We start from the raw sequence: 8,847 nt of genomic DNA, 5'->3' as shown, positions 1-8,847 counted from the left end.
TTCACTATCTCTGCGATTGTCTTATTGATGTAATCAGTACGAATATTATCTATTCTATGATGAAGCTTCTGTATCTTGAGCCTCTGTTTCTGTATATTTCTTTTTTGAGTGGGCTCTCCTTTCTTTTGATTTTCATACTTTCGAGAAAGACTTCTCTGTTCTCGACTAAGCTTTTTTTCAAGCTTCTTTAATCTGGCAGATTTGTTGATGTTCTTATAAGTTTTTCCATTAGAAACAATCACAAAGTCCTTTGATCCAAGGCCAATGCCAATTCCTTCACCTGAATTACTGGCTATCCTTTTATCTGGGATTTCTATAAGAACTGAAACATAGTATCTGTCAGCCTTTATTGAGACATGACCGCTCTTAATTACATATCCATCTTTTGTAGTTGGAATATATCCTTTCTCTTTGATGCGTACCCAGCCAAGTGACGGAATCTTGATTCTGTGTCTTTCACAATGACAATCTTTTGGATTATTCCTTACAAAATACATTTTCACATCAGACCTGCCTTTCTTCTTAAATTTTGGAAAGGCGCTCTTGTGATTAAAGAATCTTTTAAATGCGGTCTGTCCGTTATTTACTGCCTGTGTTACCGATTTTGAATAAGCTTCCTTGATCCAGGAATATTCTGGATGGCTCGGAAGAAACTCATTGTTAAGCCATACTCTAAACTGGCTGCTGCTCATAAACTTTTTGCCACTTTCATGAAGCTCCTTATTATGAGCAAGATAGAAGTTATAGATAAATCTGCAAGTACCTATTGTTTTACGAATCTTGACTTTCTGCTCCTCTGTCGGATTTATTTCCGTCTTGAAGCTCTTCAGCAATTTCCTCATCCCTTTCTATCATTTTTTTATACTTACGAAGCCCTTTGCAACCTGCAGGAGAACACATAAAGTATTGAAACAATATCCTGCATGAGTTCTCCATCTGATTTCTAATCTAATTATAGTACAAATGGAAAATCTATGCATCAAGTTCAGCTTCATGAACGCCGATTTATAGGCGTTTATATAATTTAATTTTTACTATCCTGTGGTTTGTGGGTATTCAAATAATTCTTTTACATTACAAGACTATCTTAAAAATGCAACTTGATTTAGTAAATGATGATTGTAAGTATAATAATGCCTTTAGTTTGGGGTCGGTTTGCCTTTAAATTTCCTTCACTAGCTAAACGTTATAATATCTTAACAGATACGCCTAAAAGTGCAGCAAAATCCTTTGGTTTATAATTTGTGATATTTAATGTGTTCATTTTAACGCTCTCTCTGAGTATATATAAACACGATCAAACACATTAGACAATATATTCAATTACTTATAATTTCCTCTTTGCATTACCTGGGTGAAACTTATTATAGTCATCCATGATTTGCTTATGCGTTACATGTGTATATATTGTTGTGGTTGAAATATCCTGATGTCCAAGCATCACCTGGATAGATCTTAAATCACAATGATTTTCCAATAACGTAGTCGCAAATGTATGTCTTAACATATGGGGTGTAAAATGATCTCGTACCCCTGCTTCTAATACTAGTTTTTGTAAAATGTTGTAGAAGTTTTCTCTTGTCATACGACGACCATCGTTCATCATAAAAAGCCAAAGGCTATTTTTCTTATCAAAGAAAGAGCGTTCATTTTGCATATAGTTATAAACATAATGAAATGTCTCTTGATCTAAAGGAATAAGTCTTTCTTTATTACCTTTACCTATTACACGAACATTAGACACTGAATGATTGATATCATTGATTTCTAAATGAACGAGTTCACTTATTCTCATACCTGTACTAACAAGAAGAAGCATCATTGACTTATTTCTTTTCCCCACAGGGGTCGTATCATCAATATGATTAATCACCTTAACTATTTCTTCTAAGCTTAATACTTGTGGAAGTTTCTTTTCTGTTTTAGGTAATTCATATTGGGACATCACATCCTTCATCCCTTTTGTACGAGAAAGAAACTCATTATACTGTCTTAAAGATACAATTTTTCTTCGAATAGAAGTTACTTTATACCCATCATCCTTTAATTCGCTAAAATAAGTGTCTAGATGAGCCAAATCAAACTTTTTGATATCATAATCAATATAATCATAAAAAGCTCTTAGATCTCTCATATAACCATCTACAGTATTCTCGCTTAATCCTCGTTCAAACATTAAATAGCTCTTAAAATCTTTTAAATCATAATCTTGCACGTGTCACACCTCTTGCATAATTATAACAACTTTTTTTAACTTTTTCCATTTATATGATAGTCTTTTGCTTTAATCAGATGTGCACTCGTCATTTTATTGATATTTTCAATCAAACTATCAATAGGATCTACTGCTTCATTCTTTGTATCAAATATATTCATCTGTTCGATGATTGCTTCTTTTCTTTTCACATTATTAAGAGTAACACCAATAAGTCTTAATGGTTCATGAGTATAATGCTTATTAAAAAGCATCATCACATAACTATATATTTTCTCATAATCATTCATATATTCCTGTACCAGCATTTGTCTTGTAACACTTTTAAATCTTGTATATTTTAATGTAATCACAACACAGTTAGAATACATATCATGTTTTGATGCACGTTCAGCTACAGTTAAACATACCTTCTTGAATTCCTCTTTTAAGCTATCTTCATCACTAATATCACTTTCAAAAGTTGTAGAATGACCAATAGATTTCATATCCGTATCTTCATAAACAACAGGCGATAAATCTCTACCATTGGCACGATTATAATATATAAGTGTATTCTTTCCTAGAAATTGTCTAATTGTCTGATAGTTATCATAATTCGCAATATCCGCAATTGTCTTAATGCCCACTTCTTCTAGTTTAGGTGCTGTCTTTTTTCCTATGCCATACATATCCCCTACTTTTATAGGCCATAATACTTCTTTTAAGTTTCTTTGAGTAATAATAGTAATACCTAAAGGTTTTTTCATATCAGAAGCCATTTTAGAAAGAAACTTATTGGGAGATATTCCAATAGAACAAGGAAGAGATAAAGTGGATAGAATATTGTCTTGAATTTCTTTTGCGACTGCATAAGGCTGCGCATGAGTTAATGTAAAATAATCGCTCATATCCACATAACATTCATCAATGCTGGCTATTTCTACCTTTTTACTATACTTATAAACAATCTCAAAAAATCTTTGTGACAATTCATGATAAAGATTAAAATGTGGTTCTACTACTATTAGATCAGGACATTTCTCTTTTGCCATAAATAGAGGCATTGCGGAATGAACACCAAATTCTCTCGCTTCATAAGAAGCAGTAGAGACAACACTTCTTTTAGAATTATGACTAATGACAATGGGTTTCCCTTTTAATTCTGGATGCTGAGAAATCTCACAATTCGCATAAAATGCATTCATATCTATATGAAATATAATACGCATGGCTAACCTCCTAAAAAATGAGCATATGTATTATATGCTCATCCGTGTAATAATCTTTTCGCATTATCGATTGCTTCTGCTGTAACCACATCACCAGAAAGCATCTTCGCAATTTCTTCTATTCTTTCATCCTCGCTTAATACTGCAAGCGTTGAATAGGTTTCTTCATCATGAGATAATTTCTTAATCGCATAATGATGATCAGCATGAATGGCCACTTGAGGCAAATGTGTAATACATAATACTTGATTGTTTAATGAAATAGAATGCATCTTTAATCCAATTGCATCAGCAACTTTACCACTCACACCTGTATCAATTTCATCAAAAACAAGTGTATTCATTTGGTTTTGATTCATAGTAATTGTTTTAATGGCTAACATCAAACGTGATATTTCACCACCACTTGCTGTTTCATTTAAAGGAGTAAAAGCCTGTCCCTTGTTCATAGAAACCATAAACGTAATGTCGTCTTTTCCAGTATCACTAAGACTGCATTCCTTTATATCTACCTTTAGCTTTGCATCAGGTAAATAAAGATCTTTTAATTCTTTTTCTAGTGCATCAACAAAAATGAGTCCCTGTTCTTCTCTTAACGATGTTAGTTTTGACGCAATCTGATATGCTTCATGATAAGCTTGATCTTTTTGTTTATTTAAATCAGCAAGCACATCTTCACGATTCAACGCGGCATCTAGCTTTTCTTTTAATTCTGTCTGTGCCTGATAGATGTCATCTACTGAGTATCCATACTTTCTTTGCAGACGATGAATAGTAAAAAGTTCTTCCTGTAGTTCATTGAAACGATATTCATCAAAATCAATAGAGTCAAAGGCTGTTTCTATGCGATCTACAATATCCTGCATACTATAATATTGATTATAGAATTCATCATATAATGCACTAAATGATTCTGTATCATTCATATGACCAAGTGCGCTTAATGCATCATTTATTTGATTTAATGCACCTTGCTTGTCAGACATAGCCCCATTAAAATCAGTCATATATTTATGCATGGATTCATAGTTTTTCATCATTCTAAGTTCTTCTTCAAGCTGATCAATTATTTCATCTGTATATTCAAAATCCTTTAATTCATCATACTGTTTCTGATAATATTCTATTCTTTCATCACTCAGATCCTCTTGTTCAAGCTTCTTGATCTTCTGTGATATTTTCTTATATTCAAAGTAGTGTTTATGATATTCAGATAGCAATGAGTCATCCTGGTGATTCATAAATGACTGCAATATCTTTAAATGATTTTTCACATTAAAAATTTCCTGTGTCTGATATTGTGAATGAATATCTAATAAGTAGGGAGCCACTTGTTTTAAAGCACTATTAGTGACAGTACGATAATTAATTTTAATTGTTGAACGTCCATTGACCAATATCTCTTTTGTGATAATAAGATCATCATCACCATCTATATTCAATTCGTCTAGAATCTTCTGAATTGAATCATTCATATCAAAAACACCTTCAATGACTGCTTTCTTAGAGCCTTTTCTTACAAGTGAAGAAGATGCTCTTGCACCACATAATTGTTCGAGCGCATTAATAATAATAGATTTACCTGCACCTGTTTCACCTGTTAAAGCCGTCATGCCTTCATCAAAGTCAACAGTTGTTTGATCTATAATGACAAAAGAAGAGATAAACAGACTTTTCAACATTTAAAATCACCTACTTTCATTAAAATGTTTATGTGCTTCACTTACAACATCATCAATACAATAAACTGAATTCTCTTGATGATCATTTACAAAATAACCTAAGAATTCAATATTACCTTCCCCACCAGTAATAGGTGAGAATGTTAAACCTTTTAAAGAGAAACCATTATCATTTGCATAGCCAATGACTTCTTCAATAACTCTTTTATGAACCTTTGAATCCTTTACAATACCATGTTTTCCAACATCGTCTTTACCTGCTTCAAACTGAGGCTTGATTAAAGATACGATTACACCATCAGGCGCAATCACATTCTTTAATGCACTGAACATATGTCTTAAAGAAATAAAAGAAACATCAATAGAAGCAAATGTAGGCATGCCATACTTAAAATCATCAAGCTTAGCATAACGGAAATTATATTGTTCCATGACTTCTACACGTTCATCATTACGAAGCTTCCAGACAAGCTGATTGGTTCCTACATCTACAGCATAAACCTTCTTTGCCCCATGCTGAAGCGCACAATCAGTAAAGCCTCCAGTAGATGAACCAATATCAATCATAATGACATCTGTAAGATCTAAATTGTATAGTTCAATCGCTTTTTCAAGTTTTAAACCACCTCGTGATACATATTTTAATTTTTCGCCCTTGACAAAAAGTTTTGTATTAACTGGAATCTTTGTTCCTGGCTTATCAATATAATCATTTTCATCTCTTACAATGCCCGCCATAATGGCTCTTTGAGCTTGATTTCTAGACTCAAACAACCCCTGCTGGACACATAAAATATCAATTCTTTCTTTTTTCATGTTTTATTTCCTCAATTTTATTTTTCAAATCATTCAACGAAATATGTTCCTGTTTATATAAGGATTCATTATCTCCAAAAGTGACATAGTGATCTTCAATACCTATAAAACTCATATCAACATCTATATGATTCTTTTCATAATATAAGCTCATGATACTGCCTAAAGATCCATTGATAAGATCTGTTTCATAAACAATAATTGGTTTATCACTTATTCTATTCAACATTTCTCTATCTAACGGCTTAATAAATCGTGCATTAATAATATTAATAGGTAGATGATCTTCTTCTGCCATTTCTACTACAACATTCACATTATCACCATAAGTCACGACATTAATCATTGCATCATTTGCTTCTTTAATTAATTCCCACTGACCTAGTTTGATAGTCTCATCAGTATGTTGATGAGTATTAACGACTTTATTTTTAGAATAACGCATCACATACGGATTATCTTTATTATAATATGCTGTATTGATAAGTTTCTGCGCCTCTACCTCATCTTTTGGAGCCATGATAACTACTCCTGGAATAGGCGCAATCAAACCAATATCAAAGACACCATGATGTGTTGCACCATCACCACCCACAAGTCCTGCACGATCAATTCCAATAAGACATGGAAGTTTCATTCTCGCAATATCATGATTCAATTGATCATAAGCACGCTGTAAGAAAGAAGAATAAACACTTAGGAACGGAAACTCTCCTCCTTGAGAAAGACCTGCTGCAAGAGTCATCGCATGTTCTTCTGCAATACCCACATCAAATGAACGTTCAGGATACTTTTTAAAGATATTCTGTAAACGGCTTCCTGTAATCATTGCAGGAGTTATCACACATATATCATCATTCTTACTCATCAAATACTCAATATGTTCACTTACTGATTGACTCCAAGAATGTTTTTCATCATCAACAACTTTTTGCACACCATTAGATATGTCAAAAGGTGCAACACTATGATAAACACCTGAATGATCATTTTCTGCTGGTTCATATCCCTTTCCTTTTTTAGTAAGGACATGGAGTACAACACTATGATCTAAACTCTTTACTGTCTCTAGAGCACGAATCAATTCAGCCATATTATGTCCATCAACTGGACCAATATAATCTAAATCAAATTGTGAAAATGGTGTATCGAGTAAAATTTTCTTTTTTACCTTATCCTTAACCTTCTTAGTCACATCAAATATTTTCTGTCCCATAGGAGACTGTGAAAGGATTTCAGTATACTTATTTTTAGCTTGGTTATATTGATATGACATTCTAACATCAGATAAAAAATTAGATAATCCACCTACATTACGTGAAATAGACATATTATTATCGTTTAGTATCACAATAACCTTTGTATCTATACCACCAAGGAAATTGAGTGCTTCTAAAGATTCTCCACTCATTAAAGCAGCATCACCAATCACGCTTACTACTTCAAATTTTTCTTTTTTAAGATCTCGGGCAAGAGCCAGACCTGTTGCCCCTGATATAGCTGTAGAAGAATGACCCGCTTCCCAAGGATCATAAATACTTTCCTGACGATTCTGGAAACCACATAATCCACCATATTTTTTTAACATAGAAAACTGAGATGCTCTACCAGTCAAAATCTTATGAACATAAGACTGATGTCCGACGTCAAAAAGAAATTTATCATTAGGTGAATCAAATACGTAATGAAGAGCAACAGTCAATTCCACAATACCAAGATTACTAGAGAAATGACCGCCAGTCTGAGAAATATTTTCGATCAAAAAATTCCTTATGTCCAGTGATAATTGATTTAATTCTGTAATATTCAATTGTTTCAAGAATCGAGGATTCTCAATCTTCTTAATTTCCATTTAATTCACTCTTTTCATAATAATTTGGAATAATTCAATCATCAATCCATGGTTAAGTTGTAAACCATACACATTAGCTAAACATTCTTCAAATAAATCTTCTACACGCTTTTGTGACTCTTCTAAACCAAGTAATGAAACATATGTAGACTTATGATTTATAATATCACTACCTACTCTTTTACCTAATGTTTCAGTTGTACTTGTGACATCTAGAATATCATCCTGAATCTGGAATGCAAGACCAAGCTTGAATCCAATATCTTCTAAAGCGTTTGCGTCTTCTTCTTTCGCAATAAGTCCAGCAATCTTCATCGGTACAGAAATAAGTGCACCTGTCTTATCACGATGAATAGCCTGCAATTCTTCAAGAGATGCCTTATGCGATTCAAAGTACATATCCTGCTGCTGTCCATAAATCATTCCATCCATCCCAGATGCCTGATATAAAGAGCCTAATATCTTGAGTTTAAGTGCGTCATCTAAATTCATTCTTAAAATCACATTCATAGATTCATTCAATAAAGCATCACCTGCTAAAATTGCAGTGGCTTCATCAAATTGTTTATGACATGTTGGTTTACCACGTCTCAAATCATCATTATCCATCCCTGGAAGATCATCATGAATCAAAGAATATGTATGTATCATTTCAATAGCACATGCAATATCTATATATTTATGATAATCCACATTATATGCTCTTAATGTCTGAATAAAGAGAAGAGGTCTTAATCTTTTACCGCCAGCCATCACAGAATAAGTCATTGCTTCTTTTACTAAACCTGGACGATATTGAGATAAGATTTCTTTTAATCGTTCATTCACTTCTTCAATCATATTATTCATCATCATCACCTAGATAATCTTTTAACTGATGTTCCTCAAAAATTTTAGTTACTTCCTGGTCTACATTTTTTAATTTTGTATCACAAAATGCAGCGAGTGACACGCCTTCTTTATAAAGATCTAAACTCTCATCTAAGGAAGCTTCATTGTTTTCTAATAAATCAATGATTTCATCTAAACGTGCCATTGCTTCTTCATATGTCTTTTCTGCCATATCATCAC

At 32.9% G+C, this 8,847-nt stretch carries 8 protein-coding genes; all 8 read right to left on the bottom strand.

Annotation, left to right across the window (positions count from 1 at the left end):
- Nucleotides 1-842: RNA-guided endonuclease InsQ/TnpB family protein (locus ABUA27_RS01475; RefSeq protein WP_349820079.1), on the bottom strand; the 842-nt coding region annotated here is incomplete at its 3' end.
- A 485-nt stretch (nt 843-1,327) separates the two neighbouring features.
- On the bottom strand, nt 1,328-2,215 hold the full coding sequence (locus tag ABUA27_RS01470) for a tyrosine recombinase (protein ID WP_129981451.1): 888 nt from the start codon (nt 2,213-2,215) through the stop codon (nt 1,328-1,330).
- Nucleotides 2,216-2,250: 35 nt separating this feature from the next.
- The gene (locus tag ABUA27_RS01465) at nt 2,251-3,426 is read right to left on the bottom strand and encodes a DNA polymerase IV (RefSeq protein ID WP_129981450.1); all 1,176 of its coding nucleotides are present in this window, start codon (nt 3,424-3,426) and stop codon (nt 2,251-2,253) included.
- Nucleotides 3,427-3,464: 38 nt separating this feature from the next.
- Complete coding sequence (gene recN, locus ABUA27_RS01460; protein ID WP_349820078.1) at nt 3,465-5,108, bottom strand: DNA repair protein RecN; 1,644 nt, start codon at nt 5,106-5,108, stop codon at nt 3,465-3,467.
- A 6-nt stretch (nt 5,109-5,114) separates the two neighbouring features.
- The gene (locus ABUA27_RS01455; protein ID WP_129981448.1) at nt 5,115-5,924 is read right to left on the bottom strand and encodes a TlyA family RNA methyltransferase; all 810 of its coding nucleotides are present in this window, start codon (nt 5,922-5,924) and stop codon (nt 5,115-5,117) included.
- Nucleotides 5,905-7,776: a 1-deoxy-D-xylulose-5-phosphate synthase gene (dxs, locus tag ABUA27_RS01450; protein WP_287846360.1), complete on the bottom strand. Its 1,872-nt coding sequence runs from the start codon at nt 7,774-7,776 to the stop codon at nt 5,905-5,907. Before dxs ends, ABUA27_RS01455 begins: the two co-directional genes overlap by 20 nt.
- Nucleotides 7,777-8,625 (bottom strand): polyprenyl synthetase family protein, encoded by an 849-nt coding sequence (locus ABUA27_RS01445; protein WP_287846362.1) that lies wholly within the window; start codon nt 8,623-8,625, stop codon nt 7,777-7,779. It lies immediately after the preceding gene.
- On the bottom strand, nt 8,618-8,839 hold the full coding sequence (gene xseB, locus ABUA27_RS01440) for an exodeoxyribonuclease VII small subunit (protein WP_129981445.1): 222 nt from the start codon (nt 8,837-8,839) through the stop codon (nt 8,618-8,620). The genes ABUA27_RS01445 and xseB overlap by 8 nt, the downstream gene beginning before the upstream one ends.
- Nucleotides 8,840-8,847 lie beyond the last annotated feature (8 nt).

Origin of the sequence: Catenibacterium sp. RTP21428st1_D7_RTP21428_210409, assembly GCF_040227455.1 — a bacterium.
In the GTDB taxonomy this organism is placed as follows: domain Bacteria; phylum Bacillota_I; class Bacilli_A; order Erysipelotrichales; family Coprobacillaceae; genus Catenibacterium; species Catenibacterium mitsuoka_A.
This window is presented reverse-complemented; position numbering and strand designations above follow the sequence as displayed.